This window comes from Bauldia litoralis, from assembly GCF_900104485.1.
In the GTDB taxonomy this organism is placed as follows: domain Bacteria; phylum Pseudomonadota; class Alphaproteobacteria; order Rhizobiales; family Kaistiaceae; genus Bauldia; species Bauldia litoralis.
Window position 1 is genome coordinate 323,089 of sequence record NZ_FMXQ01000006.1, and the last position, 26,404, is coordinate 349,492.

A 26,404-nucleotide genomic window follows, 5' to 3' on the forward strand; every position below is an offset into this window, starting at 1 on the left:
GCGGCAGGCGCGCGGTCCGCGGTTGGTTGGTCCCCGTCATCGCGATCGACCGTGCCGGCGTTTCGCCGCCGAATCAAGACGCTTCGCGCCGCCGGCCGATGCCGTCCGGTATTCCGGGGGGAGGTAGTCGAAACGCGCCATCATCCGCCCGTGGTCGGCGACGATGGTTGCGACTTGCTCCGGGCTCAGCGTCTCCTGCCACTGGCCGGCGCGGCCGGCCCGGAAGAAGGTGTCGGCCGTATTCGGCTTTTCGGCAAAGCCGGATTTTTCTTCGCCGGCGCGCAGGCGGTCGAAATCGGTCATCGCCACCGCGCGGCGGATCTGGCTGTTGTTCGGCTTGAGGCGGATATGCCGGGCGATCCGCGCGAAGGTACTGTCCGGCCGGTCGAGCATGTCCTCGTAGCGAACTGCCAGCACGGCCGGGTTGGGGTGGTCCGTCCACGAGGCGACATTCTGGCTCCAGGAGCCGGAAATGACCCTGGCGCTCTCGGCCGTGCTCTGGATGCCCCAGCCCTCGGTCGCCATCGTCTTGATCGCCTCGTCGATCGAGGCGTTGCTGAAGGCCGCATAAGAGATGGCGACGTCGAGCGGGTTGCGCACGATGTAGATGGCGCCGGCGCTGGCCGCCTTGTTGATCAGCGGAACGCCGAAGTCCTTCCCGTTGGCGTTGTGTGTCTTGACGAAGACGATGCCGGGCGCGGCGGCGGCGATGCTCGCCTGGACCCTCGGCCGGACGGCCGCGATCTCGGCCGGGGTCGCCGCGGTCGCCGGCTTGCCCAGGAACGGCGTGTAGCGCGTCAGCAACCGTTCCGACACCGACCACTGGCTGACACTGCCGAGGTCGATATCCTCCGCGTCGGGGTCTTCCATGATCCGCGTCAGGCCATTGATGAAGGCCCGCGTCCATGTGTTGCCGGAACGCGGATAGGAGGCGATCCAGACGATTCCCCTTGGATTGTCCTTGCTGACGTTGATCATGGGCGTTTCAGGCGATCCGGATAGGGCGGCGACTGCCGCAGGCGCGACTCGTCTATTATAAAAGGACAGGGCGCGGGTTCCGGCCAGGACGGGAATCGTCCGCCGCAGAAGCGTGACCATCGGCGATCGGGACTAACGAATCAACGTGATCAATCTGGACGAAGACAAGCCGCAGGGGATTATCTGGATCGCCTCCTATCCGCGCTCCGGCAACACCTGGACGCGGGCCTTCATCAACGCCCTTCTCAACGTCATGCGGAATCCCGATTTTGACGCGGTCGACATCAACCGGATCGAGGAGGGGGGCGCGGTGGAGAATGCCGCCGCCCTTTATCCCCGTTTCCTCGGCAAGCCGGTTGCGCTGGCCACCGAGGCAGAGATCGCCGCGGCGCGGCCGAGCGTCCAGGCGGCGCTGGCCCGCTCGGCCGGCCGGCCGATCTACCTCAAGACCCATAACGCCAACGGCATGGATCATGGCGCGCCACTGATCAACATGCAGGTGACGGCCGGCGCCATCTACGTCGTGCGCAACCCGCTCGATGTCGTCATTTCATACGCGGCCTTCAGCAACGCCTCGATCGATTCCGTGATCGAGCGGATGGCGACGCGCGGCTGGGGGATTCGCCGGAGCAACGACAAGGGCCACGAGCGGGTCCGGGTGATTCAGGGATCATGGAGCGAGAATGTCGGGACCTGGAGCGATCGCCCCAACCCGATCATCCTGGTGGTGCGTTACGAAGACATGATCGAGAAGCCCGAACGAGCCTTTACCCGCATTGCCCGCCACCTCCGGCTGAAGCCGGGCCGGGAAGAACTCCGCAAGGCCATTGCGATGTCGAGCTTCGACCAGCTGCGCGCCCGGGAAGCGGCGGACGGATTCGTTGAAAGGTCCGAGCGGTCGGCCGACCAGTTCTTTCGCGCCGGCAAGGCCGGGCAGTGGCGCGATGTGCTCGACGACGCGCAGGTCGCCCGGATGGTCAGGGCGCACAAGCCGCTGATGCGCCGCTTCGGCTACCTGCCGAAGTGACGGCCGGAGTACCCGCAACCGGGGTTACGGCCTGACAACGCCAACGTCGGTGAGGAAGCGCTTGAGAATGTCGTTGAACCGGTCGGCGGCATGGATTTGAGGCGCATGCCCGCATCCTTCGAAAAGCTGGACCTCGCCGGCCCACAGGGTCCGGTAGTCGACGCTGACGATGTAGTCGGGGTCGGCAAACTGTTCGTCGGAGCCGACGATCATGGCGATCGGGACCGGACATTGCTCCGCCAGGTCCCTCTGCCGGCGCGGCGACATCGCCGCCAGCGATTCGAACAGGGTGCTGCGCGCCCGACCGTCGGTCCGCACGACGGCGTTCTCCCAGGGATCGGCGGCGGGAGAGTGATGATCGCTGATGAGCGAGGCGAATTCCCTGGCTTCGTCCGCTGAAAATTCCCGCTGCCCGGACATGCCAAGCTTCGGGTGCGGCTGGAATCCGGCGACCGTCCCGTCATCGAGACGCTCGAACGGCGGGGTGGTAATCGCCATCAGCCCGAGCAAGCCCGGAAAACTGTCCGTCAATTCCAGCCCGATATGGCCGCCGAGCGACCATCCGACCACCGCGGCGTCGGTAATACCCATGGCGGCGAGCACTTCGCCGACGCAGTGGGCGTAGCCGCCCAACGAATAGGTGCGGGAGGGATCGATCGCGTCGGACGATGCGCCGTGTCCCGGCAAGTCGACAGTGATCGCCCGGCATTGCGAGCCGAGCGCGGCGATCTGGGGTTTGAAGACTTCCTTGCAGAGGGAGTTTCCGTGCAGGAAAACGACCGGCGCGCCGGCGCCGCCGGTATCATGCAATGCAATATCGCCATGCGACGTGCCAACAACAGTGTCCGACCTAATTGCCATGATTACCGTTCCCACTGAGATGAATGCATGTGCCCGTCGCCGAAAAGAGAAAGAAACGCTGGAATAAACGGTACGAAAACATCGCTGGTTGTTCCATCGCTTATACGCCTATAGGCTTTTGCTTGTGGTCATGTTTTTGCGCGTTCTGATCCTCAGGCAGGAGGGAATGACAAATGCGATCCCTTTCTCTTGAGACCTATAACGGCCTTGTCGACGCGATCTACGAGGCAGCACACACGCCCGAGAAATGGCCGGCATTTCTGTCCGCGATCTCGGGATCTCTCGGCGGCGTCTGGACAAGTCTGCACTGCAGTGACACCAAGACCGGGCTGTGCATCGCCATGGCCGGCGACCTCTACGATCCGAGCTTTGTGGAGTCGCTGCATCGAGAATATGGGGTGATCAACCCATGGCTCGATGCGGTCCAGCAGATGCCGGTCGGCAAGGCTCAGACCTCGGAATCGCTGATCGAGCCCGACTTGCTGCGCCAGACACGCTTCTACAATGAGTGGATCCGGCCCCAGGAAGACATTGGTACCGGCGCCGGCATTACCATTGCCCGCGACCGACAAAGGCTGCTCCGGCTGTCCTGCAATATCCGGTTCAGGGACCAGGAGAAGATCCAGGCCGACCTTGCCGATCTGCTCGACCTGCTGGCGCCGCACCTGGCGCGCTGCTTCGCTGTGAGTCGGCATCTGCGCGGGCACCGTCTCGGTGCCGGCGCGACGCTCGACGTCCTGCCGGCCTCGATCTTCCTTGTCGACGACAAGGGCCATGTTCTTTACGCGAACAAGGCCGGCGAGAGCCTTCGGCGCGAAAGCCGGTTGCTCTCCTACGACGGGGCGGGGCGCCTGGTCGTCAGTGATCCGGAAGCAGACGATGCCCTGCAGCGCAGGCTTCACGCGATCACCGGTCAAGATCACACCGCCTCAACGGGACCGATTCTCCTTCGCGATCAGGATTCGAACCGGATGGTGCCGATGACCGTCGCACCGTTGACATCGCGCACAGACGCTCTGGCAGGCATGCTTGGCTGGCCCGATGGTGACCCGCCGGTTGCGATAGTCTGCCTGGATTGGTCCGGCGTCGTCGATCGGGAGGCGCTTTTCCGCGCCCATGGACTGACCCCCGCCGAAGGGGACCTCGCGTCGGCGCTGCAACAGGGCGCCACCTTGAAGTCGCATGCTGTCCAGCGCGGCGTCAGCTACCACACGATGCGCAAGCACCTCAGCGCGGCGTTCAGGAAGACCGGCACTACGCAGCAGAGCCAGTTGGTGGCGCTCCTCAGCAATGGCCGGAACCATGATCCGGCCATTGCGACGCAAGGCCGGCCGGCCGAAAACTAGGCACGCATCCCTGTGCCGACCTCGCTGTTCCTGTGTCGAATCGGCTGGGCCGGCGGCTTCCGGTTTTCCGGACGGACCCGTCCTCCAGCTACAAATGCGGGCAAGGTGCGCCGTTCAGTGGGACAATGGGCGTATCCGCCGGTGGGCCGGGGGGTAATGACAGCGTTGCAGGGGATTTGAAGCACGCGATCGCGCGGCGACATCGAATGGCGGAGAGGATGGGATTCGAACCCACGATACGGTTTAACCCGTATACTCGCTTAGCAGGCGAGCGCCTTCGACCACTCGGCCACCTCTCCGGTCCGGTTGGAGATAACGGTCTGCGACGGCCCGATCAAGCGGCGATCGTGTCGGGGAGCCGGTATCTCGCCTTTATGCGACTCGAATCGTCCTTCTCCTTGAAGGAAGAGTCGCCGCACGCGAACCGGAGATGAGTCGCCTTGAGGCCCTTGGACCCGACGGAACGAGTCGCTGTGGCGCGACCAACACGATCCGGCACGGCCGGAAGTCCCCCGGAAAACCGCCCAATTCTGACCGAAAGGTTACCAGCGACCCCCAGTTCGTGCCAAATCTGCAACACGGGTTTGCAAAACCATGAGCGGGGACCCTCAGACGGCCTTTTGGCGTTGCAAGGCCCGGCGTCGTGGATATGGTGCGACTCACGAACTGCGGATTTGTAGTTCGCGTTGTTCTGGCGGTCGCCTTGGGGCAAGGTCGTTCAGGATAGCTCAGCGGGGATTGGGAAGACTTCGCAAGGCTCATCTACCGAACCGGGGTACGAGGTTCGGGAGCACTAGAAGAACCAACCTGCCCCTTGGAACAAGTTTTGGAGGTCAGGATATGAAATTGAAGGCTCTCTTCCTCGGTACTGCGGCCGCGTTTGCGGTTAGCGGTGGCGCCCAGGCGGCAGACCTTGCTCTCGCAGTCGAGCCGATCGACTACGTCAAGGTTTGTGATGCCTTTGGAACCGGCTACTACTACATCCCGGGTACGGACACCTGCCTGAAGGTCGGTGGCTACATCCAGATGGACATCTGGTTCTACTCGGACAACTACAAGGTCGGTAACTACTTCAACGTTGCCAACCAGCTCACCGGCGCGACGACTGATCCGAGCAACCCGCTCGCGAACGTCAACGGTGTTGTCGCCGGCGATCTGTACGCGCTGGACGACTACTCGGCCGCTTGGGAGTTCAAGACGGAAGCCGGTGTGAACTTCACCGCCAAGTCGATGGGCGACCTTGGTCCGATCGTTACCAACTTCAACTTCGTCACGGTTTCGAACAACTTCGACGGCACCAACGGTGTTGACAAGGAAGTTCGCTTCGACGGTGGTTACGGCGCGATCGGCCCGATGATGTTCGGTTGGACCGCTTCGACCTTCGACGTCGGTGGTGGCTACACCTACGACGGCGCGGTTCGTTCGGACAAGAAGACCGACCAGTTCCGTCTGTCCTACCTGATGGGCACCTGGGGCATCATGCTCGGCCTCGAAGATCCGCGTGACCGTTACTCCGGTGCGAAGAATGCGACCGGCGACTATCCGGATATCGTCCTGGCCCTGACGGGCGGCGTTGGCGGCTTCGACATGAAGCTGTCGGGTGCTGTCACTGACCGGACCAGCGGCACTGGCTGGGGTGTTGCCCTTGCTGCCGAAGGCGAGATCGGCGGAGGCTTCAAGCTGAAGGCTGCCGGCGCTTACTCGGATAACGCCAAGAGCTTCACCGGCGGTTCGAACTGCTCCGACACGTTCTCGGGCGGCAAGTTCCGTGGCTGTGATGACGGCGAGTGGTGGAGTGCCTTCGTTTCGGGCAGCTTCGCTCTCAGCGGCAACATGGACGTTGCGGCAACCGCCAGCTGGCAGGACACTGCGGACTCCCGCAAGAACATGGGCACCTTCACCGGCGCGCTGGGCATCTACTACCACCCGACCAGCAACTCGGAGATCGGTGCGGAAGTTCTCTACACGGATCCGGAATCGGGCGACTCCACCACCGGTGGTCACCTTCGCTGGAAGACTTCTTTCTAAGCGATCGGGTCTGACTTGATCCAAGTGCCCGGCGGAGCAATCCGCCGGGCATTTTCTTTGTCTGAGCCATTCCTTCTCGACGGAGCCAGCCGGCGGAATTGTCGTCTCCCGGCCTCGTCTCGCGGCTTGCGGGTCGCGGTTTTCTTGGCGAAGATGGGCCACGCCCATAGATTCGTCGCAATCCCGCGTTCGATCAGTCCCTAGAGATCGGGGCGCCGCCGGCCGGGATTGGCGGTGGCCTTCTTCCGTGGTGCGCAAGCGGCGTGCGTTGAGAATTGAGGGTTTCGCGGTATGTCGAACTGGCGAAGATGGGTGCGTCCCGGACTCGCGGCGACAATCCTTCTTGCTGTCCTGGCGGTGCTGCTGCGAACCGGCGCCGTCGAGCGCGAACTGGCTGCCAGGGTGTCCGGGCGGCTGGTGGCGGACGGTTACGACTGGGCGACCGTCGAGGTGTCCGGTCGCAACGTTGTCATTGGCGGCGTCGCGCCGACGCCGGAGGTGCAGGAAGAAGCGCTGCTTGCCTCGGCTGCCATCGGCGGTGTTGCCTCGGTTACCAACGAGAGCGGCCTCCTGCCGATCGCCTCACCCTATGAATGGTCGGCGCGACGGCTCGGCCGGAAAGTGACGCTGCTCGGCAGCGTCCCCTCCGAAGCGACGCGCAACGGGGTTCTCGCGGCGGCGCGCCGGGCACTGCCCGAGGCCGAAATCCTCGATGAAACCCATCTCGCCCGCGGCGCGGCCAAGACCTTCAACTCGATGACGGCCTTTGCCCTCGATCGGCTGGCCAACCTGTCGGAAGGCCAGGTGACCATCACCGACGGAACCCTGTCGGTTGCCGGAACCGCCGTGACTGCCGAAGGCTATGCCGAGGCGCGCGCCGCGTTCCGTGATTCGATGCCCGGTGGCGTGACGCTGGGCCCGGTCGATATCCTCCCGGCGCGGGTCGATCGCTTCGTCTGGTCGGCGAGCCTCGACGAGGTCTCCCTGACGCTGGCGGGATATGTCCCGAACGACGTGGCAAGAACCTCGCTTGTCGCCGCCGCCGAAGCCTTGAAGCCCGGTGTGCCGGTCATCGACAACATGAACATTGCCTCCGGAGAGCCGGAAGGTTTCGCCGAGGCGGCCACCTTCGCCGTCCAGGCCCTCGGCAAGCTCGAGGAGGGCGGTGTCATGCTCGACGGCCTGACGCTGGATGTCGCCGGCACGGCCCGCAGCGTCGAGGACTACGAGTCCGTGGTCAGCGGAATCGGCGGAACCCTGCCGCCCGGGGTCGAGATCGTCGCCAATGCGATCACGCCGGCCCCGGTCTCGGCCTATCACTGGACGGGCGAGCGGGAGGGCGACTCGATCACCTTGACCGGTTACGTGCCGTCGCTGGAAGGCCGGGCGGAAGTCGAGGCGCTTGCCAGGACGCTGTTTGCCGGCCTTTCCGTCAAGGAAGACGTCAAGATCGCCTCCGGCGAGCCGAAGATCGACTGGATCGGCGCCGCCAAGTTCGCGATGGAGCAATTGGCCGAGTTGAAGACCGGCGTCGCCAAGGTCGAGGGCGTCACCTATTCGATCAGCGGCGAGGCCGGGAGTTCGGATGCCTATGTAGCGTTGACGGCGGCCAATGCCCGACGCCTTCCGGCGAGCCTCGCACTGGCCGGTTCGGATGTCTCGCCGCCTGTGGTTTCCCCATTCACCCTTTCGCTCTCCCATGGCGAGAACGGGCTGATCATGGCCGGCTATGCCGGGTCGGAAGACCAGAAGCAGGCCCTGCTCGATGCGGCGCGCGAACGGTTCGGCTCGGTCAGGGTCACGGACAGGATCGGGTTCGCCAGTGGCGCGCCGGATAATCTGGTCGATGGCGCCAGCGGCGCGATGCGGGCAGCGGCGCGTCTGGCGGGCGGTCATTTCTCGATCGTCGACAGCGTCATCGAGATCGACGGCACGACGTTTCACGATCGCGCCATGCAGCGCATCGCGGATATCGCCGCCGAATCGATCCCCGACACCTTCAAGACCAGGATCAACGTCATCACCCGGCAGGTCGGCCAGCCCCTGGATACCGACGGGTGCCGCGGGCGGCTGAAACTGGCGCTCGGAAACGGCAATGTCGAATTCGACAAGGGCGCGGCAGAGATTTCGATCGACAGCTACACGCTCCTCGACCGGGTCGCGGGCGTCCTGATGCGGTGTCCGGCGTCGATGGTCGAGGTCGGGGGCCACAGCGATTCCGATGGCTCGGAGGAGAAGAACCTCGAGCTCACCCAGGCCCGGGCCGAGGCGGTTGTGGATTATCTCGTCGATGCCGGCGTCAAGTTCGAACGCATGACGGCGAAGGGCTATGGTGAGACGCTGCCGATCGCCGACAACGAGACCGAGGAGGGCAAGGCCGCCAACCGGCGCATCGCGCTGACCATCGATCCGCCCGGCAGCGGCTAGGTACCGACATGCTGTATCTGATCATCGCCTATTGGCCCTACCTTCTGGTCGCGCTGTGTGTCGGCGTCGCGGTGGGCTGGTGGTATCAGGACCCGTATAGCGTTGACGACGTGACGGCGTGGCTCGAGCGGGGGCCCGACGAGCATTGATCTGGCATTCCATCGAGATATGGCTTCTGCTTCTGCTGGTCTTCGTCGCCGGCTGCCTGCTCGGTTCGCTCCTTTACCTGCTGATCGCCGAGACGCGGCTTGCGCCGGCGCAGGAGGCGGTGGCCGACGGCGTCGGTCATGTCATCGATCGGGTCAGGCTGCGCCTTGGACTCGCGGCGACCTGGCGGACCCGCCAGCGGGCGCGGATGGTCTCGCATGCGGGGGAAGCCTACCGCGACTATCCGGATCGCGAGCCCCTCCGGCGCATCGGCCCGCCCCCCGCCGTGCATGCCGAGGAACCGGCGGCGCTCGGGCCGATCGAGGATATCGAGGCGGCCCTCGCGGGTCACGATGCAGAGCCGGATTATCCGGATCAGGACTGGCACGAGCCGCCAGTCGAGGTCGATCCCGATTGGCATGCCGAAGAGGTCTGGACCGAGGAGGAAGAGGCCGAGGTCGCCGCGATCGTTGCGCCTGAGGACCTGGTCCCCGAACCGCTGCCGGAGGTCGTGCCGGCGCCGGTCGTCGAGGAACTGCCGGCGATGCGCCCGGCCGGCCTGACGTCACCGCGTAATGGCGTTCCCGACGATCTCCAGAGGATCCGCGGCATCGGCAAGAAGAACGAGGAACTTCTCAACACCCTCGGCATCTTCCATTTCGGCCAGATCGCTGCCTGGACGCCGGCCGAAATCCGCTGGGTCGGGCTGCAGATCAAGTTCCCGGAGCGTATCGAGCGGGACGACTGGATCGGGCAGGCAACAGTCCTGGCGAGTGGTGGGCGGACCGGCTACATCAAGGCCGAGGATCGCCAGCGGGCGGCGGAAGAGGAAGCGGTCGCCGAGGAATTGCGAGCGGCGGCGCGCGGCGAGGCTGGCTAGCCTTCCGTCGAGGCTTCGGGCCGTGCGTCGAGGTCGAACGCCGACGTCTCGACCGGGACGACCGCGTCGATCGGCGGACCGGACCCTTCGGCCTGGGTGATGAAAGCCGAAATTCTCTGAAGAATCGGCGTGTTGAGGAGCAGGGGCGGGTGGCCTTCCCCCTCGATTGTCACCGACTCGAGGCCGGTATGACGTTCGCCCATCGCCGCCAGCGTCGCGGCGCTGAGCAGGTCGGAATTGCTGCCCCGGATCGCCAGCACGGGAATCTCCTTCAAGGTATCGAACTGGTCCCAGAGCTCGGGAACCGGGCGATCGAACTCGACCCCGTCGAAAGTCCGGGCGAGCGCCGGATCGTAGTCGCCGGCCGGGTGGTCGTCCTCGTCCCGATAGGTCATCCGGGCGAAGGCCTTCCAGTCGGCGTCCGACAGTGCGGTGAAGTGGCCGCCGTGCAGCCGCTTGATGATATGGACGGCGTCGTCCCAGTCGTCGGGCGCGGGCGTCCGTCCGATATAGGTCTTGATCCGGGCAAGGCCGACCGGCTCGATCACCGGACCGATATCGTTGAGCACGACGCCGGCAAGCGCGCTCGGACGGGCGACGCCCATTAGCATCGCAACGATGCCACCCCGCGACGTGCCGACGACGATGGCGCGGCCAACGCCGAGGGCGGCCATGCCGTCGAGGATGTCGCGCATCTCGGTCAGCGGGTTGTAGTTGGCGACCTCCGGGTCATGCTCCGACAGGCCGCGCCCGCGGTAGTCGAAGCACAGCACCCGGCGCGGGCGGTGGCGATGGTTCGAAAGATGCAGGGCGAGCGCATGGAAGTCGCGGGCGCTGCGCGACAGGCCGGGCAGGCAGACCACCGGCAGCCAGGGCTGGAGCGGGTCGCCATACTCGGCGACGTGCAGCTTCAGCCCGTCGGCGCTGGTGTAGTAGCGATCGCGAAACGCCGGCTGCGTCGCGCCGTCGGCGGCCATGCGGCTCAGCCCCGCTTCAGGTCGGTATGGATGGTCAGGGCAGGGCGGCCGAGGCGGGCGCGGTAGACCTGCAGGTTCTCCATCACCCGCTGGACGTAGTTGCGGGTTTCGGTGAAGGGGATCCGCTCGACCCAGTTGACCGCGTCGACATTCGGGTCGCGCGGGTCGCCGTACCGCTCGACCCAGGTATTCACCCGGCTCGGGCCGGCATTGTAGCCGACAAAGGTCATGATGAAGGAGCCGCCGAAGCTGGATTTCAGCCTGCCGAGGAAGGTCGCGCCGAGCGCCGCGTTATAGGCCGGATCGCTGGTCAGCCGGTCTTGCGAATAGGGCAGGCCCGCGGTCTTCGCCATCGACTTGGCGGTCGCCGGCATGAGCTGGAGCAGGCCGCGTGCGCCGGCGCCGCTGACTGCCTTCGGATTGAAGGCGCTTTCCTGGCGGGCGATCGCATAGACCAACGGCTTCTCGACATCGCCCGTGTTGGCGGAACTCGGGATCGCCGAGATCGGGAAGGCGGTCGAGTCGACGGCCAGGCCGCGATAGGAGGCGAGCTTGCCGATCTGCAGGGCAAAGGGATGCCCGCCGTGCTCTTCGGCCATCTCGGCCAGCAACGCGATCTCGGCCGGGTCGGTCAGTTCGTCGGCCAGCGCCCGGTAGAAGATGTCGTTGCGGTCGCCGCGATTGGCGGCGTCGAGGCGCTTGATCACCTGCACCAGTTCGCGCGATTCGAACCGCGCCTTGGTGGCGGCGTCCGGCTTCGGCGGCGCGGCGATGGGCAGGGTCTTGACGCCGAGGTTGGCGAGGGCGAGCTGGCCGTAATAGGTGGTCGGGTGCTTGCCGGCCCGCTTGTAATAGGCGATCGCGTCGGCCCGGTTGCCGGCCTTCTCGGAGGCGCGCCCGAGCCAGTAGTCGGCGCGCGATTCGCTCAGCGGCCGGCTCGAGACCTTCAGGATAGCGGCGAAGTGCTTCTTCGCGGTGTTCGGATCGTTGAGGAATTCGAGCGCATACCAGCCGGCATGGAATTCCGCCTCGGCGATCGAGGCCGAGGATTCGGCCGAATGACCGGCGGCGATCCGGTAGGCGGTCTTGGGGTCGCCGATATCGAGGAACTCGCGCGACAGCACCCGCCGCTCGACCCACCACGCATCGCCGTCGATCTTGTCCGGATCGGTGGTGGCGGAGAACATCACCTTGGCCGCTTCGCTGAACTTGTTGGCGCGGCGCAGATACTGGGCCTGGGCAAACTGGTAGAGCGGGTCCTTGCGCATGCTGGCCGGAACAGCGGCCAGTGCTTTCGCTGCGTTGTTGTTGGCTTCGACATCGGCCACCGCCTTGGCGAGGGCCAGTTCGTTCTTGCCGGCGAAGGCCGCGTTGCGCAGCGCGGCCGATGTCTGCTCCTCGTAGAGCAGGCGGTCGGCCCGCACCTTGTAGTCGCCGGTGGTCAGCAGGCTGCCGAATTCCTTGCGCAGCGTTGACTCGGTGTCGCTGCCGAATCGCTCGGTGCGCCAGTAGGTGCGCACCAGGTTGGCGGCGTCGGACTTGCGGCCGACGGCGATGTAGGACTTGGCGAGGAGAACGAGGCCATCGTCGGTTTCCGGGACGCGCCCTGCCAGCGCGTCGATGACGGTCTGCGCCGGCGGCTTCTCGCGCACCAGCGCCTGCTCGAAACGGATTTGCAGCAGCGACTGTCCGGGCCAGTCTGCGAGCTTCCGCCACACTTCGGCGATGCGCGGCGCGGGGACGTCGTCGCGGCCGCTGATCGCCACCAGCCAGTCGATCACCTTGGTGTCGACCGGATTGGGCATGGCATAGGCGGCGGCCGTCGCGGCGGCGGGATCGCCGTCGTCGAGGAATTTCAGCGCGTATCGCAGGCCGATGGTGTTGAGGTTGGCCTTCGTCGAGGCCGGCTTTGCCGCCACCGAAGCGACCGGGGTGAAAGCCATCGGCGTCTCGACGTCTCCGACCGCGTCGCGGTGCTGGTCGTCGCCGCTGGCGAGGAACTGGGCGATCGGGTCGGCGGTCAGCGGCAGGCTGTCGGAATGGGCGCGCTGCGGGTTCATCCGCGGCATCGGGATGTCGGCGACCTGAATCCCGGCGGTTTCGGCTGCGGCGTCATATCCGCCCGGGGCGAGGAGCGCCGGTACGGCCAGTATCGCGAATGCGGGAATCAGAAGGGCCTTGCCGCGCATGGCGGTGCGTCCTTGTTTCATGGTTCTTTGGGCGTCGAATGACATGCGTGCCTTCTCCGGTGCAGGCTGCGATGGCCTCGGCGGCCCGCACCGGCCTCGTCGAAAAGACTCAACCCTCGACATAGAGCCTATTGTGCCATAGTGAACGATTGCTTGACGAGCCCGTCCGAAGGCCGTCCTTGCCCCCCCGGTCGGCCCGGAATAAGGTCTCGACCCCAGAAAATAGCGAAAAATCCGGCGAGGTTGTGGCCGAAATGTTCAAGGGATCCATCACGGCGCTTGTCACGCCGGTCAGGGACGGTGCGCTCGACGAGGCGGCTTTCCGCAGCTTTGTCGACTGGCAGATCGAGGAGGGAAGCCACGGCCTGGTGCCGGTCGGCACCACCGGCGAGAGCCCGACGCTGACCCATGCCGAGCACAAGCGGGTCGTCGAGACTTGCATCGAGGCCGCTGGCGGCCGTGTTCCGGTGATTGCCGGGGCGGGGTCCAACAACACCGCGGAGGCGATCGAGCTCGCCCAGCATGCGGAAAAAGCCGGTGCCGACGGCGTGCTGGTCGTCACGCCCTATTACAACAAGCCCAGCCAGGAGGGGCTTTACCAGCACTACAAGGCGATCAACGATGCGATCGGCATCCCGATCATCATCTACAACATCCCGCCGCGCTCGGTGATCGACATGTCGGTCGAGACCATGGCGCGGCTGTTCGAGCTGAAGAACATCGTCGGCGTCAAGGACGCCACCGGCAAGATCGACCGGATCAGCACCCAGCGCGAGGCGATGGGACCGGAGTTCATCCAGCTGTCCGGTGACGACGGGACGGCGCTTGCCGTCATGGCCCATGGCGGCCACGGCTGCATCTCGGTCACCTCGAATGTCGCGCCCAAGATGGTGTCGGAATTCCTCGAGGCCTGCATGGCCGGCGACTATCCCAGGGCGCTCAGCTACCAGGACCGGCTGATGCCGCTGCACAAGGCGCTGTTCCTCGAGCCCAATCCCGCCGGCGCCAAGTATGCCCTGTCGATCCTCGGCAAGATGACCGACGACATGCGGCTGCCGATGGTCAAGGCGTCCGACGCGACCAAGGCCGAAATCCGCTCCGCCATGGTCCATGCCGGATTGATCAACTGATCCACTGATGGCCGCCAAGAAAGCCAAAGCGCCGTCGCGCATTGCCGCCGACAACCGTCGGGCCCGTTTCAATTACGAGATCGGCCAGACGTTCGAGGCCGGCCTTGCGCTGACCGGTACCGAGGTCAAGTCGCTGCGCGGCGGTCGGGCCAATATCGGCGATTCCTATGCTGGCGAGCAGGGCGGGGAATTGTGGCTCTACAACGCCTATATCCCCGAATACCTCCAGGCCAACCGCTTCCAGCACGAGACCCGGCGGCCGCGCAAGCTGCTGCTCCACCGGACGGAGATCAACCGGCTGGCCGGCGCGGTCCAGCGCGACGGCATGACCGTCGTGCCCCTGAAGATCTATTTCAACGACCAGGGCCGGGCCAAGGTCGAGCTGGCGCTGGCGCGCGGCAAGAAGCTCCACGACAAGCGCGAGACCGAGAAGAAGCGCGATTGGGGTCGCGAGAAGGCCCGGCTGCTTCGCGACAAGGGCTGACCCGGCGCGGACGATCCATACCGAGGGGGGAGAACCAATGCCCAAGAGTTTCCTGAGCACGCTGACCGGCAGCTTTTCGACCGGGGCGGCGGAGAACCCGACGGTGGCGATGGTCGAGGCGGCCTATCGTCATCACGGCCTCGACATCCGCTACATCAATTGCGAGGTGCCGCCGGATCTACTCGGCGACGCGGTGCGCGGCGCCCGCGCCATGGGCTGGGTCGGCTTCAACTGCTCGCTGCCGCACAAGGTGACGGTGATCGAGCATCTCGACGGTCTGGGCGAGTCGGCCGAGATCATGGGCGCTGTCAATTGCGCGGTGCGGCGGGGCGACCAGTTGATCGGCGAGAATACCGACGGAAAGGGCTTCCTCAAGTCGCTGATGGAAAAGGTTGATCCGCGCGGCAAGAGCGTCGTCATGTTCGGAGCCGGCGGCGCGGCGCGGGCGATCGGCGTCGAGCTCGCGTTGGCCGGTGCGACCCGGATTGTCGTCGTCAATCGCGGCGTCGAGCGCGGCCAGACCCTTGTCGACCTCCTCAACGCGAAGACCGAGGCAACCGCCGAATTCGCCGCCTGGAGCGGCCCTTATGCGATTCCGGACGGCACCGACATCGTCGTCAACGCCACCTCGATCGGCCTTTACCCGGACGTCGACGGGCGGCTCGATATCGATCTCGATACCCTGAAGCCGGGCATGGTCGTCGCCGACGTCATCGTCAATCCGCCGAAGACCAACCTTTTGCGCGATGCGGAGGCGCGCGGCTGCACGGTGGTCGACGGCCTCGGCATGCTGATCAACCAGGGGGTCATCGGCATCAAGTACTGGACCGGCGTCGATGCGGACCCGACCGTGATGCGCGACACGCTGACGGAAATCTTCGGCGCCTCGGACTAGTCCGCCTCAGGCGAGCCGGGGAGTGACGAGCGGGCGCGGAAGAAGCGGATCGCGTTGAGCAGGGCGGCGGCGCCATAGACGCTCGAGAAGATCACCTGCACATACGATCCGGAAACGAAACCGTAGGCGCCCCAGCCGATGGTGCTGGCCACGACCAGCGCCTGGATGCGCCACACCGGCCGCTGGTGGCGCGCCGCGACCGCCAGGATCGTCCCGCCGATGGCGAGCAGGTCGGAAGGGCCGGCCCAGAAGATCCAGCCGACCAGCCCTGCCGTCGGGTAGAAGACCCAGTAGACGGCGCGGGCGGCCCGCTGGCCGGCAAGGGCCGCCACCGCATCCGAGGCCATGTAGAAGGCCGTCAGGGCGGCGCCCGCCGCCGCGTTCAGCATCACGTAATGGATGGCGGTGGGTGCCAGCCCGGCTATGTCGATCAGAAGGAATCGCGTACGGGTCTTGGCGAAGGTCGCGACGACGAGCAGTCCGAATCCGACGGCGCCGACGATCTGTGCCTGGAGGACGATATCCATCTAGGGCCCCGGCCGACGGCGGCGAAGCGATCGGCTCGGCGAGGGATTGATTGACCAGCAACGCGTCACAGGAGACTCCATGATCGGCAAACGTACCGCCGCGCGGCTGACATCGCGATACGGGACACTGCTTTTCCTCCTCATGACTCTCGGGCTGGCCTTGGCGCCCGGCGTTCAGCGCTCCGCCCATGCCGCGGTATTGCTCGATCGCGCGGTCGTGGTGACCGGCGAATGGCCACCTTTCACCAGCGAGCGAATGCCGGGCGGCGGCCTGCTCTCGGCCCTGGTCAGCGAGGTCCTCAAGGGCATGGACCGCGAGCCGGTCTACGAATTCCTGCCCTTCGCCAACGCCCTGCAGATGACCGACGAAGGCAAGGCGATCGGCACCTTTCCCTGGTTCCGCAATGCGGAGCGGGAGAAGGCCTTCGCCTATTCCAACCCGATCCTCGAGGTCGAATATGTCGTCTTCTTCAATCCGACGATCCAGTCGCCGATCCGCGATATCGCCGCCTTCGAGGACCTGAAGGACCTGAAAACCGTCCGGGTCGCCGGCTATGCCTATGGCAAGCTCGACTGCCTGCTCGATTTCGGGACCGTGGAATGCCCGCAGGATGCCCCGCCGGTCGCCGATCTCGGCGTGGTCGAGTCGGAGTACCGGGCCTTCGAGATGTTGCGCGATGGCGAGATCGACTATCTCGCCGCCAGCCGGGCGGTCGGCGAGTCGCTGATCGACCGCGCCTTCCCGATGGAGGATCGCCGCAAGTTCGGCGTGCTCGACCGGCCGGCGCTGACCTGGTCGATGGGCGTCCACTTCCTCTTCCCGCGCAGCCGGCCCGACGCCAACGACCTGAAGCAGGCCTTCGATCGCGCGCTGGCCGGCATCGAGGCAAGCGGCCGGGTTGCCGAACTCCGCCAGACAATCGAATGGCAGGGGCGGTGGAAGGGGCGGGTGGTGTCGCTGCACGAACCCGGCACCGGCGCGCCGCTCGCCGGCCACCCGCGCCGCGGCGTCGCCGATTTCGTCCTGCTGCCGCGCGGCAGTCGCGCCGTGGTGCTGGAATGGAGCCGTTACTACCTCGGCACCGCCACCGATCCGGAAGAGCCGTCGATGAGCTATGTCCAGTTGCTCAACGGTCCGCTGCGCGGCGAGCGGCTCTGGGTCCGCGACGAGATCGTCGAACTGGAGGGGGAGTAGGCGTTATGCGGACGATCTTCATGGGGCCGTGCCTCTCCCGGGTTTGGATCGCCGCCGATGCGGTGGTCGGCGGCGGCCCGGCCCTTGCGGACCTCTGGCAGGACGTGGCGACCCGGGCGCGGGGTCGCCCGTCGATCTTCGACCTGACGGCGACGAGCTTCGCCCATAGCAGCGAAGCGGTCGCGGAACGGCCGGTCCGCTACGAGACCGTGACCGACGACACGCCGATGCTGCCGGCTCACCTCCTCGACACCCGCGTCGTCCTGGACGGCGCGCTGCGCGCCGAGATCCTCGCCACCGCCGTCCGGCGCCTGACGCAATCGCCGCATGACGAGACCGCCGAGGCCACGCAGGAGCAGATCGACGTCGTGCCGGAGGAGGCGCATGTCCGGCTCTACTATGGCGGCGTGATGATCGTCTGGTTCTCGCTCGGTCCGGCGCAGGGCTTCGGCCAGTCCGGCGACGGCGTGTCGGCCGAGGAACTCGAGGCAGTCGAGCAGCTCGGCATGGCGCTGCTCCAGGCGCTGGCGGCGCGGATCGACAACGAACTGGTCGGCATCTTCTCCGTCGAGACGCCGGCGGCAGGGCGCCCGGGCGGGGTGCGGGGGCTGGCCGGCCGGCTGTTCGGTAATGGCACCGGCGAGCGCCTGCCGTGGACGGTGTCGGAGGGGACGCCCGAGCGGCGCGCCGAACCCGGCGCCGATCGCGGGCCGGCGCTCTGGGTGACGCGCAGCCTTGTCTTTGACAGCGAGGATGCCGGCGGCGTCGCCGCGCTGGCTGACTGGCTGGACCCGGTCAGCCAGGACGACTGGCGGAAGGAGATGTCGGACGAGGGGCTCAGCATGCGCTGGCTCCGCTATGCCTTCGACGAGTCGGCGATGACCGAGCGCGGCATCCGCTTCGTCGATGCCTGGGAAAGCATGCTGTTCAGCCAGTTCTTCTGGGCGGCGCTCGAACAGGTCGAGCACCGCATGTTCGGCCTGCTCGGCGAGATCAACGCCTCCTCCAAGCCGGCCGAGGTTCGTGCCTCTTACGCCCGCCTCGATCGCACGCGGGAGGAAGCCGAACTCACCCTTGCCCATCACCGCCATCTCAAGCGCTACCTGACCCGGACGCGCAACCGGCAGGTCAACCGCATCCTCGAAGGCTGGGGCTTCAGCCGGCTGGTCGGCAATCTCCATGATGTCATCGGCGTCGCCCGCAGCCGCCACGAACAGCTTCTCCAGCGCGCGGCCGCGCGCAGCAGCGTCTTCACCGACCTCCTGCTCTTCGCCATCGGCTCGGTCGCCGTGCTCGACTTCTTCGTCGGCATGTCGGTGGTCGGGCGCCAGCTCGGGTCCGACCCGGCCATCGGCCGACGCGACGAGGGCTGGTTCGACATCCTGGGCTACGTCTCGAGCCTGAGGATGGATACCGTGTTCAGTGTCGCCGCTTCCTTTGTCATCGTCGTGGCGCTGCTTCTGTTTTGGTATCGCAAACGGCAGCTTTACTAGCGGGCGTGGCGCGGTTGCAGGAAACAACCGCCTGGTTAAGCGCCTGTACACGACTTGTGGGGTATATGTCCGACCTTCGAAGGCAAAGGGCGAGTGTTGGACGTGACTGAGGTAACAGACAAGAGAAAGTACAAGCGTACGAAAGTCGAATTGATGGGCCGTTACATGCTCTCGGATCGACGCGAATATCTGTGCACCCTGATCGACGTGGCGCTGGGCGGCATCGGAATGGAGGCTCCCGAAGCCGGCTCGCTGGGCGAACCCGTTGTCGTCTACAGCGACAGGCTCGGACGCATGCAGGGCAAGATCGTCCGCTATGTCGATGGCGGCTTCGCGCTGCAACTGACGCAGTCGGAGGCGGCGACAAGGAAGCTCTCGGATCGACTGGAGCGCCTGCAAAGGATGACAAGGACCTTCGATGGCCGGGAGCGCCGCCGCGATGTACGCGTCCCGTCCGCCGACCTGACGCCGATGGCCAACCTGCCGTCGGGACCGGCTTGCGAGATCGTCAATCTTTCGATCCTCGGTGCCGAGGTGAAGGTCGCCGGACAAATCCCGCCGATCGGTGCACTGCTCCGGCTGGGAGTCCTTCAGGGCCGCGTGGTCCGCCACACGGAACATGGCGTTGCCGTGCGGTTCGAAAACGTCTCGGCCGACGGGACCCTGGCCGACAGGTGGGATCAGATATCGACGGTGGCAGGCGATCGCGCCAACGCGGCGTGACCCCGAGGGGCGCTCTCCCCGCCGAGACCGCTCCCGTTCTGCATGTATCCGCGCCTGCGGCCGTAAATCTCCCTCCGCTCCCCCTCAAATCCCCGGAATGCGACCCGCGCTTCTTCAAGCGCGGGTCGCCGGCAATCGGCACGATCGTTTCATCGCAGCCAGCCCGGCTGTTCAATCCAGTCCTTGGAGATAACGATCATGTTCGCAATCAGTCGCATTTCACTTCCGCTCCTCGCGCTTGCTGCCTTCAGCATTGGCGCCCAGCCAGGTTTCGCCGGATCCCACGACGCCCCCCCGGCGATGGCTCCCGACTCGCTCGCCTGGGGCGACGCTCCGCCGATCCTCCCGCCCGGCGCGCAACTCGCCGTCCTTTCCGGAAATCCCATGGAGGAGGGGCCTTTCGTCCTTCGTCTCAAGTTCCCGGAAGGGTACGAAGTGCCGGCCCATATCCATTCGGGCGATGAACTGATCACCGTCATCGCCGGTGAGTTCGGCATCGGCCACGGCAAGAAGCTCGACATGGACAAGGGCGAGGTCCTGCCCGTCGGTGGCTTTGTCGAGATGCCGGCCGGTCATCCTCACTTCGCATGGGCCGCGACCGAAGTGGTGGTCCAGATCCACGGCCCCGGACCGTTCGACATCACCTACATGGATCCGGCCGATGATCCGATGACCCAGTAGGTCGCGGTCAGTCGTCCCGCGCCGGACTTCGGCGCGGGACGGTTTCCGCGGGCCGGTCGTCGAGGCCGGCCTTGCGGAGCCCGTCCATCAGGTGTTCGAGATCGTGCGGCGGTGCGCCCCATTTGGCCAATTCCGTGCGCGCGGCGAAATCCGGCTTTATCTCGAAGATGCGGGCGAGCGATGCCGCCGCTTCGGGACGTTGCATCTGGCCCAGCGCGGCGGCGTTGAGCAGGTGGGTCCAGTAGAAGTGGGGATAACCGGCCCGCTCCATGTGAGCTATCGTCTCAAGATACTCGCGCCGGTCGTAGTGGTAGCGCGCGAAGCTGAAATGGTACCAGCCGGGATGCAGCGGATTGAGCTGCTGGGCCTGGCGCGACAGGTCGGTGCCGCGCTTGAACTCGCCCATGAAGGCCAGGTAGTGGCCGACGTCGGCAAGGATCTCCGGATCGTTGGGATTGAGGGTCAGGGCGATCTGCGATTCGGCCTTGAACTTGTCGTTCTCGCCCCGGAAGAAATGGACGATCGCCAGCCAGCAATGGGCATAGGCGTTCTGCGGATCGAGCCGGGTCGCGGTCTGCGCCATCGCCATCGCCCGGCCGATCGGATCCGGGCGCGGATTGCTCTCGAAACGATGTTCGGCGAGATAGACGTTGGCGAGCAGGGCGTGTGCATCGGCCGAGGTCGGATCGAGGGCTACCGCCTGTTCGAGCAGGTCGCGCGCCTCGGCGTGGACCTCGGGCGTCAGCAGCGCCGTGTAGCGCCGGGCCCGCAGAAGAAGGTCGTAAGCGCCGAGTTCGGCCGGGTTCCTGGTCATCGCCCGCCGGTGCGCGACATCCTGGAGCGTCACGCCCAGTGTGGAGGCGATGGTTCTTGTCAGGTCGTCCTGAACCTCGAAGATGTCGCCCAGCTCGCGGTCGTAGCGTTCCGCCCACAGGTGAAGGCCGCTCGCCGCATCGATGAGCTGGACCGAGATGCGCACCCGGCCAGCCGCGCGCCGCACGCTGCCCTGGACCACGAAGCCGACGTCGAGCTGTTCGGCGAGGTCTCTCGCTTCGACCGGCCGGCCCTTGAACCGGAAGGTCGTCGTCCGCGCGATGACCAGCAGGTCCCTGAAACGCGACAGGTTGGTGATGATGTCTTCGGTCAGGCCGTCGGCAAAATACTCGTCCGTCTCGACGCTGAGATTCTCGAACGGCAGGACCGCGAGCTTTGGCATGGTTCCGCCCCGGGGCCGCGGCGGGGAGGGGCCGTCGTCATCTGCCGGCACGACGGTCAGGTCGGCGGCCGGCGCTTCGGGCGCGATGATCTCTGACGTCGTCACAGGCGCCGCGTCGCGGCCCGGGCTGGAAACGACGCCGAGGAATTCGAAACCGCGGGCGCGGACGGTACGGATATATTTCTGGTGATCGCCACTGTCGCCGAGCGCCTTGCGCGCCGACTTGACGCAACCGGCGACCGTCGCGTCGGAAACGATGCGGCCTTTCCAGACCCCGTCGATCACCTCATCGCGGCCGATGACCCGTCCCGGGTTGCGTGAGAGATAGGAGATCAGGTCAAAGACCAGCGGCTCGACCGGTCGAACGACCCCGTCCTGCCGCAGTTCGAACTTTTCCGTATCGACCTCGAAATCATCGAAACGGAAAATCATCCGCCCCTCCGCGCTGTTGCCGGAAAGCCTATTGCAATCGCCGCGGGCGATCCAGCGGCGAAGTTCCCCCAAAGACCCGGCAATCCCCGCCCAATCACCAGCCAATCGTTCACCCGTCCTCAAGCAGCACGGGCCGGGGCAGGGCACTGTGGGTGCATCGGCGGAAGCATTCCGCAACACGGGAGAACCCAGATGACCGACACGACCCGGACTGCCCCGAACCATGCCAAGACCCCGGCCGGAACCCATCGTGCCGCCGCGACCGGCGGCGACCGCGGGCGGATCCTGCGGCCCGCACCCTTCGCCGAGGCGGCGTGGCCGGTCTGGCGGGGCGTAACGTTCCCGAAGTAGCGCCGGGGAACCCACGATCCGGTCGCTGCTGCCTGCGCGCCTTCAGCCTTGCGCCGGCAGTCGCGCCCGGATTGCCTCGAACACCGCGCGGAACATCGGCTCGGTCAGGCGGCCGGTGTTGGTGTTGTAGCGGGAGCAGTGGTAGCTGCTGACCAGCGCCGGGCCGGCGTCGAGGTCATAGGCCGCCGCGTGGCCGAACGGCATGGCCGAGCGTTTCAGGCCCAGCGTCGCGATGACGCTGTCATGGGCGATCCGGCCGAGGCTCAGGATGACGGCAAGATTCGGCATCGCCGCGATGGTGTCGATCAGGAACGGCCGGCAGGTCTTTATCTCGACGGTCGTCGGCTTGTTTTCCGGCGGCACGCAACGCACGGCGTTGGTGATCGCCGCGTCGACAAGTGTCAGGCCGTCGTCGGGACGGGCGTCATACGTGCCGGTCGCGAAGCCGAAGTCGAGCAGCGTGCGATAAAGGAGGTCGCCGGCATAGTCGCCGGTGAAGGGGCGACCGGTGCGGTTGGCGCCGCGCACGCCCGGCGCCAGACCGACGACCAGCAGCCCGGCATCCAGCGATCCGAAGGTCGGCACCGGCGCGTTGTGCCACGTCGGTTCGGCCGCGCGCCACGTTTCGCGGAACGCCACCAGCCGCGGGCAAAGCGGGCAGTCCCGCTCCGGTTCGGTCGCCATCGCCGGCTCGTCCGCCGCGATCCGGCTCTCGCTCAATCCTCGTCGTCGTCGAAATCGTCCTCGAAGCCGGGCTCTTCGCCCTGCGGGGCGCGCTCCGGCCGAGCCGGCCGCTCGGCCGGATCGCGGCCGAGTTTCTGCTTCAACGTCACGAGATCGACGAAGTGGTCTGCCTGGCGCCGCAATTCGTCGGCGATCATCGGCGGCTGGGAGGCCATGGTCGAGACGACCGTGACCTTGCGACCCTTGCGCTGGATCATCTCGACCAGGGAGCGGAAGTCGCCGTCGCCGGAAAACAGCACCAGGTGGTCGACCGTCTCGGCCATCTCCATGGCGGCGACCGCCAGTTCGATGTCCATGTTGCCCTTGATCTTGCGGCGTCCGGTCGCGTCGACGAATTCCTTGGTCGGCTTGGTCACGACGGAGTAGCCGTTATAGTCGAGCCAGTCGATCAGCGGACGGATCGACGAGTACTCCTGATCCTCTGCCAGTGCCGTGAAGTAGTAGGCCCGAAGCATGTAGCCCTTGGTCTGAAATTCCTGGAGCAAGCGCCTGTAATCTATGTCGAAACCAAGTGCCTTCGCCGCCGCGTAGAGGTTCGCTCCATCGATGAAAAGGGCAATTTTTTCGCGCTCGTCAAACATCGGTTTCATTCTCAGCCTGCTTAATACATGGGAGGTGCGAACGCGGGAGTCGGAAGGTCGTGTCGGAACTTCGCCCGACTGGGCGACACTGGTCGCGGACTGTGTGCTCTTCCGATTTATTCGGTATCAAATGGTCCCGCCGAAATTTCGCTCCGTTTCCGGAACTTCTTCGATTATGTCAAGCGATATAGCGTCATTATCCTTCCAGTCCAGAGCCGTTCCAGTCTGGAGCCTTGCTTTTGCCGGGGAAGCAGCCTATTTCCACCGCTAACCCCCGATTTCCTCAGGAGACTGGCCCATGGCTCGCGTCACAGTCGAAGATTGCGTCGACAAGGTAGAGAACCGTTTTGAACTGGTGCTGCTCGCCAGTCATCGCGGTCGGATGATTTCCAGCGGCTCGCCGCTGACCGTCGATCGCGACAACGACAAGAACCCGGTCGTGGCGCTGCGCGAGATCGCCGAGGAGACGATTTCGCCGGACGACCTCAAGGAAGACCTCATCCATTCGCTGCAGAAGTATGTCGAGGTCGACGAGCCGGAGCCCGAGGCGGTGCCGATGATTGCCGCGCCGAAGGCCGCGGGCGCCGAGGACGACGGCGAGGTTGCCTTCGACCGGATGTCCGAGGACGAGTTGCTGCGCGGTCTGGAAAGCATGGTGCCGCCCGACAAGACCGACGATTTCTGATTGCCGTCGGTTCCATAGCTTCTAAACCTTCTCGTTCCTATATTGTTGGCAGGGGTCAAGTGATCCCGGTCGCGTTGTGCGACCGGGATAAAGTCGTCGGATACCTGCGCCATGATGCGCCAGTACGAGTTGGTCGAGCGGGTCACGCGGTATAATCCACACGCGGACGAGAACCTGCTGAACAAGGCCTACGTTTACGCCATGCAGAAGCATGGCAGCCAGCAGCGTGCCAACGGCGACCCCTATTTCTCCCATCCGCTTGAAGTCGCAGCGATTCTCACCGACCTCAGGCTCGACGACGCGACCATCGCGGCGGCGCTGCTCCACGACACGATCGAGGACACGGACGCCACCCGCGCCGAGATCGATTCGACCTTCGGCGAGGATATCGGCCGACTGGTCGAGGGCCTCACCAAGATCCAGAAGCTCGACCTGGTCTCCAAGAAGGCGGCGCAGGCGGAGAACCTCCGCAAGCTGCTCCTCGCCATTTCCGAGGATGTCCGGGTCCTTCTCGTCAAGCTCGCCGACCGCCTGCACAACATGCGCACCCTGCAGTTCATGCCGGAGGCGTCGCGCAAGCGGACGGCCGAGGAGACGCTGGAAATATATGCGCCGCTTGCCGGCCGCATGGGCATGCACGACATGCGCGAGGAACTGGAAGAGCTCGCCTTTCGCGTCGTCAATCCTGAAGCCTACGCCACCATCGCCGATCGCCTTGATGAATTGCGGCGGCGATCCAGCACCTTGATCGTCGGCATCGAGAGCGAACTGACGGAAGGGTTCGCCCGACGCGGCATTGCCGCCAAGGTGCATGGTCGCGAGAAGCGGCCCTATTCGATCTTCCGCAAGATGGAGCGCAAGGCGGTCAGTTTCGAGCAACTGTCCGATATCATCGGCTTCCGGGTCATCGTCGGTTCGATCCCGGAATGCTATGCCGCCCTTGGCGTCGTTCACAGCACCTGGCCGGCGGTTCCCGGCCGGTTCAAGGACTATATCTCGACGCCGAAGCAGAACGACTATCGTTCGATCCATTCGACCGTCATCGGCCCCGGCCGCCAGCGTGTCGAACTGCAGATTCGCACGGCCGAGATGAACCGGATCGCCGAATACGGCATCGCCGCCCACGCGCTCTACAAGGACGAGGTGCCGGTCAAGGCCAAGGGCAATGGGGCGAACGGCGTCAATGGCGCCAACGGCTCGTCGCACGGCAAGGGCGGCTTCGATGCCGAGATTCGCGCCTATCAGTGGCTTCGCCATACCATCGAGATGCTGGCCGAGGGCGACACGCCGGAGGAGTTTCTCGAGCACACCAAGCTCGAGTTGTTCCAGGATCAGGTGTTCTGCTTCACCCCGAAGGGGCGGCTGATCGCGCTGCCGCGCGGCGCCACGCCGATCGACTTCGCCTACGCCGTCCATACCGACATCGGCGATACCTGCGTCGGCGGCCGGATCAACGGCCGGACGATGCCGCTGATGACCGAATTGCAGAATGGCGACGAGGTCGAGATCGTCTGTTCCAAGGCGCAGGTGCCGCCGGCGGCGTGGGAATCGATGGTCGTCACCGGCAAGGCGCGTTCGGCGATCCGACGGGCGACCCGCACCGCCGTGCGGCGTCAGTATGCGGGGCTCGGTCGTCGTATCCTCGAGCGCGGCTTCGAGCGCGCCAGGCGGCCCTATTCGGACGAACTGGTGAAAACCATTCTGCCGCGTCTCGCCCAATCCAACCTTGATGACGCGCTGGCCGGCGTCGGACGCGGCGAGATCCCGCTCGCCGATGTGCTCAAGGCGGCCTATCCGGACCACAAGGACGAACGCCCGGCGCGTGGCAGGGCGCGGAACGAGGAGGGGTGGTTCGGCCTGCCCCGGGCCGCCGGCCTCAAGTTCCGGCTGGCGAATTTCACCCGAAAGGTCGATGGCGCCGCCAGGGCCGAGACGGAAAAGGCCGACCGGGTCATGCCGATCCGCGGTCTTGCCGGCGATCAGCCCGTGCGCTTTGCCGCCGGCGGCGCACTGCCGGGCGAGCGCATCGTCGGCATCACCACGCCGGGCCAGGGGGTGACGATCTACCCGATCACCTCGCAGGCGTTGAAGGACTTCGACGAGGAGCCCGATCGCTGGTTGGACGTGCGCTGGGAGATGGACGAGGATGCCGCCGGTCGTTTTCCGGCACGGATTGAAGTGACGGCGATGAACGAGCCGGGTACCCTTGCCCAGATTGCCCAGGTGATTGCGGATAGCGACGGTAATATTTCCAACCTCAGCATTACTCAGGCCGCCCCGGATTTCTCGGTGATGCTGATCGATCTCGAAGTCTTCGATTTGAAGCATTTGTCGCGTCTAATCGCCCAGTTGCGGGCGCGGCCGGTGGTGAACTCGGCGGCCCGGGTCCATGCCTGAAGGACGAGTG

The 26,404-nt window shown here is 65.6% G+C and carries 24 protein-coding genes and 1 tRNA gene; 16 read left to right on the forward strand and 9 right to left on the reverse strand.

The features are described 5' to 3' along the window. Nucleotides 1-36: 36 nt before the first annotated feature. Nucleotides 37-978: a sulfotransferase domain-containing protein gene (locus BLT60_RS15775; RefSeq protein WP_175478470.1), complete on the reverse strand. Its 942-nt coding sequence runs from the start codon at nt 976-978 to the stop codon at nt 37-39. 145 nt (nt 979-1,123) lie between these two features. Here BLT60_RS15775 and BLT60_RS15780 point away from each other — a divergent pair, with 145 nt between their 5' ends. Then, nucleotides 1,124-2,005, forward strand: coding sequence for a sulfotransferase domain-containing protein (locus BLT60_RS15780; protein WP_175478471.1), 882 nt, complete (start codon nt 1,124-1,126; stop codon nt 2,003-2,005). Nucleotides 2,006-2,029: 24 nt separating this feature from the next. Here BLT60_RS15780 and BLT60_RS15785 read toward each other — a convergent pair whose 3' ends face one another. Next, nucleotides 2,030-2,815, reverse strand: coding sequence for an alpha/beta fold hydrolase (locus tag BLT60_RS15785; protein ID WP_175478472.1), 786 nt, complete (start codon nt 2,813-2,815; stop codon nt 2,030-2,032). Between the two features lie 224 nt (nt 2,816-3,039). On the opposite strand from BLT60_RS15785, the gene BLT60_RS15790 reads away from it, so the two are divergent. Next, the gene (locus BLT60_RS15790) at nt 3,040-4,212 is read left to right on the forward strand and encodes a helix-turn-helix transcriptional regulator (RefSeq protein ID WP_090877675.1); all 1,173 of its coding nucleotides are present in this window, start codon (nt 3,040-3,042) and stop codon (nt 4,210-4,212) included. A gap of 207 nt (nt 4,213-4,419) precedes the next feature. Here the strand turns inward: BLT60_RS15790 and BLT60_RS15795 are convergent. After that, a tRNA-Ser gene (locus BLT60_RS15795) sits at nt 4,420-4,511 on the reverse strand. A 541-nt stretch (nt 4,512-5,052) separates the two neighbouring features. On the opposite strand from BLT60_RS15795, the gene BLT60_RS15800 reads away from it, so the two are divergent. The 4 genes from BLT60_RS15800 (at nt 5,053) to BLT60_RS15810 (ending at nt 9,694) form a co-directional block, all read left to right on the forward strand. Then, a complete protein-coding gene (locus BLT60_RS15800; RefSeq protein WP_090877677.1) occupies nt 5,053-6,240 on the forward strand; it encodes a porin in 1,188 nt (395 codons plus the stop codon). Nucleotides 6,241-6,552: 312 nt separating this feature from the next. Continuing rightward, nucleotides 6,553-8,667, forward strand: a complete 2,115-nt coding sequence (locus BLT60_RS15805; RefSeq protein ID WP_175478473.1) for an OmpA family protein — start codon at nt 6,553-6,555, stop codon at nt 8,665-8,667. An 8-nt stretch (nt 8,668-8,675) separates the two neighbouring features. Next, nucleotides 8,676-8,816: a hypothetical protein gene (locus tag BLT60_RS24405; protein WP_175478474.1), complete on the forward strand. Its 141-nt coding sequence runs from the start codon at nt 8,676-8,678 to the stop codon at nt 8,814-8,816. Beyond that, nucleotides 8,813-9,694: a hypothetical protein gene (locus BLT60_RS15810; RefSeq protein WP_090877681.1), complete on the forward strand. Its 882-nt coding sequence runs from the start codon at nt 8,813-8,815 to the stop codon at nt 9,692-9,694. The genes BLT60_RS24405 and BLT60_RS15810 overlap by 4 nt, the downstream gene beginning before the upstream one ends. Here BLT60_RS15810 and BLT60_RS15815 read toward each other — a convergent pair. Continuing rightward, the gene (locus tag BLT60_RS15815) at nt 9,691-10,671 is read right to left on the reverse strand and encodes an alpha/beta fold hydrolase (RefSeq protein WP_090877683.1); all 981 of its coding nucleotides are present in this window, start codon (nt 10,669-10,671) and stop codon (nt 9,691-9,693) included. The genes BLT60_RS15810 and BLT60_RS15815 overlap by 4 nt on opposite strands. A 5-nt stretch (nt 10,672-10,676) precedes the next feature. Further along, the gene (locus BLT60_RS15820) at nt 10,677-12,860 is read right to left on the reverse strand and encodes a lytic transglycosylase domain-containing protein (RefSeq protein WP_175478475.1); all 2,184 of its coding nucleotides are present in this window, start codon (nt 12,858-12,860) and stop codon (nt 10,677-10,679) included. 254 nt (nt 12,861-13,114) lie between these two features. Here BLT60_RS15820 and dapA point away from each other — a divergent pair, with 254 nt between their 5' ends. The 3 genes from dapA to aroE are packed head-to-tail and all read left to right on the forward strand — an operon-like array spanning nt 13,115 to nt 15,369. Beyond that, nucleotides 13,115-13,990: a 4-hydroxy-tetrahydrodipicolinate synthase gene (gene dapA, locus BLT60_RS15825; RefSeq protein WP_090877688.1), complete on the forward strand. Its 876-nt coding sequence runs from the start codon at nt 13,115-13,117 to the stop codon at nt 13,988-13,990. Between the two features lie 7 nt (nt 13,991-13,997). After that, on the forward strand, nt 13,998-14,474 hold the full coding sequence (gene smpB / locus BLT60_RS15830; RefSeq protein ID WP_090877690.1) for an SsrA-binding protein SmpB: 477 nt from the start codon (nt 13,998-14,000) through the stop codon (nt 14,472-14,474). A gap of 37 nt (nt 14,475-14,511) precedes the next feature. Next, the gene (gene aroE, locus BLT60_RS15835) at nt 14,512-15,369 is read left to right on the forward strand and encodes a shikimate dehydrogenase (RefSeq protein WP_090877692.1); all 858 of its coding nucleotides are present in this window, start codon (nt 14,512-14,514) and stop codon (nt 15,367-15,369) included. Here aroE and BLT60_RS15840 read toward each other — a convergent pair. After that, nucleotides 15,366-15,896 (reverse strand): YgjV family protein, encoded by a 531-nt coding sequence (locus tag BLT60_RS15840; RefSeq protein ID WP_090877694.1) that lies wholly within the window; start codon nt 15,894-15,896, stop codon nt 15,366-15,368. The genes aroE and BLT60_RS15840 overlap by 4 nt on opposite strands. Before the next feature lie 79 nt (nt 15,897-15,975). Between BLT60_RS15840 and BLT60_RS15845 the strand changes: the two genes are divergently transcribed. The 4 genes from BLT60_RS15845 to BLT60_RS15860 all read left to right on the forward strand — a co-directional run bounded on the left by BLT60_RS15845 (nt 15,976) and on the right by BLT60_RS15860 (nt 19,988). Beyond that, nucleotides 15,976-17,091, forward strand: a complete 1,116-nt coding sequence (locus BLT60_RS15845; RefSeq protein WP_090877696.1) for a substrate-binding periplasmic protein — start codon at nt 15,976-15,978, stop codon at nt 17,089-17,091. Between the two features lie 5 nt (nt 17,092-17,096). Continuing rightward, nucleotides 17,097-18,584, forward strand: coding sequence for a hypothetical protein (locus tag BLT60_RS15850; RefSeq protein WP_090877698.1), 1,488 nt, complete (start codon nt 17,097-17,099; stop codon nt 18,582-18,584). Between the two features lie 102 nt (nt 18,585-18,686). After that, nucleotides 18,687-19,307, forward strand: a complete 621-nt coding sequence (locus BLT60_RS15855) for a PilZ domain-containing protein (RefSeq protein ID WP_139167863.1) — start codon at nt 18,687-18,689, stop codon at nt 19,305-19,307. Between the two features lie 198 nt (nt 19,308-19,505). Beyond that, a complete protein-coding gene (locus BLT60_RS15860) occupies nt 19,506-19,988 on the forward strand; it encodes a cupin domain-containing protein (protein ID WP_090877838.1) in 483 nt (160 codons plus the stop codon). Between the two features lie 7 nt (nt 19,989-19,995). On the opposite strand, the gene BLT60_RS15865 is transcribed toward BLT60_RS15860, so the two are convergent. Beyond that, the gene (locus BLT60_RS15865; protein ID WP_175478476.1) at nt 19,996-21,636 is read right to left on the reverse strand and encodes a winged helix-turn-helix domain-containing protein; all 1,641 of its coding nucleotides are present in this window, start codon (nt 21,634-21,636) and stop codon (nt 19,996-19,998) included. Between the two features lie 192 nt (nt 21,637-21,828). Here BLT60_RS15865 and BLT60_RS24410 point away from each other — a divergent pair, with 192 nt between their 5' ends. Beyond that, entirely contained in the window at nt 21,829-21,987 is a 159-nt protein-coding gene (locus tag BLT60_RS24410; RefSeq protein ID WP_175478477.1) for a hypothetical protein, read from the forward strand. A gap of 42 nt (nt 21,988-22,029) precedes the next feature. Here the strand turns inward: BLT60_RS24410 and BLT60_RS15870 are convergent, their stop codons facing one another. Both BLT60_RS15870 and BLT60_RS15875 read right to left on the reverse strand, forming a co-directional pair. After that, the gene (locus BLT60_RS15870; RefSeq protein WP_090877840.1) at nt 22,030-22,671 is read right to left on the reverse strand and encodes a uracil-DNA glycosylase; all 642 of its coding nucleotides are present in this window, start codon (nt 22,669-22,671) and stop codon (nt 22,030-22,032) included. A gap of 32 nt (nt 22,672-22,703) precedes the next feature. Beyond that, nucleotides 22,704-23,312, reverse strand: coding sequence for a LabA-like NYN domain-containing protein (locus tag BLT60_RS15875; RefSeq protein WP_090877841.1), 609 nt, complete (start codon nt 23,310-23,312; stop codon nt 22,704-22,706). Between the two features lie 298 nt (nt 23,313-23,610). On the opposite strand from BLT60_RS15875, the gene rpoZ reads away from it, so the two are divergent. Next, nucleotides 23,611-23,997 carry a DNA-directed RNA polymerase subunit omega gene (gene rpoZ / locus BLT60_RS15880; RefSeq protein ID WP_090877705.1) on the forward strand — a complete coding sequence of 129 codons (387 nt, stop codon included), beginning with the start codon at nt 23,611-23,613 and terminating at the stop codon, nt 23,995-23,997. 111 nt (nt 23,998-24,108) lie between these two features. Beyond that, nucleotides 24,109-26,394: a RelA/SpoT family protein gene (locus BLT60_RS15885; protein WP_090877707.1), complete on the forward strand. Its 2,286-nt coding sequence runs from the start codon at nt 24,109-24,111 to the stop codon at nt 26,392-26,394. Nucleotides 26,395-26,404 lie beyond the last annotated feature (10 nt).

Excerpts from the sequence above, each read along its gene's own strand:
- BLT60_RS15775 (WP_175478470.1), bottom strand. The coding sequence starts at position 978 with ATGATCAACGTCAGCAAGGACAATCCAAGGGGAATCGTCTGGATCGCC.
- BLT60_RS15790 (WP_090877675.1), top strand. The coding sequence starts at position 3,040 with ATGCGATCCCTTTCTCTTGAGACCTATAACGGCCTTGTCGACGCGATC.
- BLT60_RS15800 (WP_090877677.1), top strand. The coding sequence starts at position 5,053 with ATGAAATTGAAGGCTCTCTTCCTCGGTACTGCGGCCGCGTTTGCGGTT.
- BLT60_RS24405 (WP_175478474.1), top strand. The coding sequence starts at position 8,676 with ATGCTGTATCTGATCATCGCCTATTGGCCCTACCTTCTGGTCGCGCTG.
- BLT60_RS15815 (WP_090877683.1), bottom strand. The coding sequence starts at position 10,671 with ATGGCCGCCGACGGCGCGACGCAGCCGGCGTTTCGCGATCGCTACTAC.
- BLT60_RS15820 (WP_175478475.1), bottom strand. The coding sequence starts at position 12,860 with ATGCGCGGCAAGGCCCTTCTGATTCCCGCATTCGCGATACTGGCCGTA.
- dapA (WP_090877688.1), top strand. The coding sequence starts at position 13,115 with ATGTTCAAGGGATCCATCACGGCGCTTGTCACGCCGGTCAGGGACGGT.
- smpB (WP_090877690.1), top strand. The coding sequence starts at position 13,998 with ATGGCCGCCAAGAAAGCCAAAGCGCCGTCGCGCATTGCCGCCGACAAC.
- aroE (WP_090877692.1), top strand. The coding sequence starts at position 14,512 with ATGCCCAAGAGTTTCCTGAGCACGCTGACCGGCAGCTTTTCGACCGGG.
- BLT60_RS15840 (WP_090877694.1), bottom strand. The coding sequence starts at position 15,896 with ATGGATATCGTCCTCCAGGCACAGATCGTCGGCGCCGTCGGATTCGGA.
- BLT60_RS15845 (WP_090877696.1), top strand. The coding sequence starts at position 15,976 with ATGATCGGCAAACGTACCGCCGCGCGGCTGACATCGCGATACGGGACA.
- BLT60_RS15850 (WP_090877698.1), top strand. The coding sequence starts at position 17,097 with ATGCGGACGATCTTCATGGGGCCGTGCCTCTCCCGGGTTTGGATCGCC.
- BLT60_RS15860 (WP_090877838.1), top strand. The coding sequence starts at position 19,506 with ATGTTCGCAATCAGTCGCATTTCACTTCCGCTCCTCGCGCTTGCTGCC.
- BLT60_RS15865 (WP_175478476.1), bottom strand. The coding sequence starts at position 21,636 with ATGATTTTCCGTTTCGATGATTTCGAGGTCGATACGGAAAAGTTCGAA.
- BLT60_RS24410 (WP_175478477.1), top strand. The coding sequence starts at position 21,829 with ATGACCGACACGACCCGGACTGCCCCGAACCATGCCAAGACCCCGGCC.
- BLT60_RS15870 (WP_090877840.1), bottom strand. The coding sequence starts at position 22,671 with ATGGCGACCGAACCGGAGCGGGACTGCCCGCTTTGCCCGCGGCTGGTG.
- BLT60_RS15875 (WP_090877841.1), bottom strand. The coding sequence starts at position 23,312 with ATGTTTGACGAGCGCGAAAAAATTGCCCTTTTCATCGATGGAGCGAAC.
- rpoZ (WP_090877705.1), top strand. The coding sequence starts at position 23,611 with ATGGCTCGCGTCACAGTCGAAGATTGCGTCGACAAGGTAGAGAACCGT.
- BLT60_RS15885 (WP_090877707.1), top strand. The coding sequence starts at position 24,109 with ATGATGCGCCAGTACGAGTTGGTCGAGCGGGTCACGCGGTATAATCCA.